The organism is Streptomyces sp. NPDC037401 (assembly GCF_055602345.1).
Genome location: NZ_JBVJWO010000083.1, coordinates 1 through 1,858 on the forward strand (window position 1 = coordinate 1; position 1,858 = coordinate 1,858).

The following is a 1,858-nucleotide window of genomic DNA, read 5'->3' on the forward strand; positions in this document are numbered from 1 at the left end:
GATGGGTAGGGGAGCGTCGTGTGCCGGGTGAAGCAGCCGCGGAAGCGAGTTGTGGACGGTTCACGAGTGAGAATGCAGGCATGAGTAGCGATACACACGTGAGAAACGTGTGCGCCGATTGACTAAGGGTTCCTGGGTCAAGCTGATCTGCCCAGGGTAAGTCGGGACCTAAGGCGAGGCCGACAGGCGTAGTCGATGGACAACCGGTTGATATTCCGGTACCCGCTTTGAAACGCCCAATATCGAATCCATTAATGCTAAGGCCGTGAAGCCGTTCCGGACCCTTCGGGGAAAGGAAAGTGGTGGAGCCGCTGATCCAAGGTGGTAGTAGGTAAGCGATGGGGTGACGCAGGAAGGTAGTCCAGCCCGGGCGGTGGTTGTCCCGGGGTAAGGGTGTAGGCCGAGGGGTAGGCAAATCCGTCCCTCATATAAGGCTGAGACCTGATGCCGAGCCGATTGTGGTGAAGTGGATGATCCTATGCTGTCGAGAAAAGCCTCTAGCGAGTTTCATGGCGGCCCGTACCCTAAACCGACTCAGGTGGTCAGGTAGAGAATACCGAGGCGTTCGGGTGAACTATGGTTAAGGAACTCGGCAAAATGCCCCCGTAACTTCGGGAGAAGGGGGGCCATCACCGGTGATAGGACTTGCTCCTTGAGCTGGGGGTGGCCGCAGAGACCAGCGAGAAGCGACTGTTTACTAAAAACACAGGTCCGTGCGAAGCCGTAAGGCGATGTATACGGACTGACGCCTGCCCGGTGCTGGAACGTTAAGGGGACCGGTTAGTGACCTTTCGGGGTTGCGAAGCTGAGAACTTAAGCGCCAGTAAACGGCGGTGGTAACTATAACCATCCTAAGGTAGCGAAATTCCTTGTCGGGTAAGTTCCGACCTGCACGAATGGCGTAACGACTTCTCGACTGTCTCAACCATAGGCCCGGTGAAATTGCACTACGAGTAAAGATGCTCGTTTCGCGCAGCAGGACGGAAAGACCCCGGGACCTTTACTACAGTTTGATATTGGTGTTCGGTTCGGCTTGTGTAGGATAGGTGGGAGACTTTGAAGCAGCCACGCCAGTGGTTGTGGAGTCGCCGTTGAAATACCACTCTGGTCGTGCTGGATGTCTAACCTCGGTCCGTGATCCGGATCAGGGACAGTGTCTGATGGGTAGTTTAACTGGGGCGGTTGCCTCCCAAAGGGTAACGGAGGCGCCCAAAGGTTCCCTCAGCCTGGTTGGCAATCAGGTGTTGAGTGTAAGTGCACAAGGGAGCTTGACTGTGAGACCGACGGGTCGAGCAGGGACGAAAGTCGGGACTAGTGATCCGGCGGTGGCTTGTGGAAGCGCCGTCGCTCAACGGATAAAAGGTACCCCGGGGATAACAGGCTGATCTTCCCCAAGAGTCCATATCGACGGGATGGTTTGGCACCTCGATGTCGGCTCGTCGCATCCTGGGGCTGGAGTCGGTCCCAAGGGTTGGGCTGTTCGCCCATTAAAGCGGTACGCGAGCTGGGTTTAGAACGTCGTGAGACAGTTCGGTCCCTATCCGCTGTGCGCGTAGGAATATTGAGAAGGGCTGTCCCTAGTACGAGAGGACCGGGACGGACGAACCTCTGGTGTGCCAGTTGTCCTGCCAAGGGCATGGCTGGTTGGCTACGTTCGGGAGGGATAACCGCTGAAAGCATCTAAGCGGGAAGCCTGCTTCAAGATGAGTATTCCCACCTCCTTGAGAGGGTAAGGCTCCCAGTAGACGACTGGGTTGATAGGCCAGATGTGGAAGCCCGGTAACGGGTGGAGCTGACTGGTACTAATAGGCCGAGGGCTTGTCCTCAGTTGCTCGCGTCCACTGTGTTAGTTCTGAAG

Annotated in this window: 1 rRNA gene; it reads left to right on the top strand. The window is 56.6% G+C overall.

The annotated features are described in order from the left end of the window. Window positions 1–1,826: ribosomal RNA gene (locus tag ACZ7H1_RS37295) — 23S ribosomal RNA — on the top strand; the annotation flags it as partial. Window positions 1,827–1,858 lie beyond the last annotated feature (32 nt).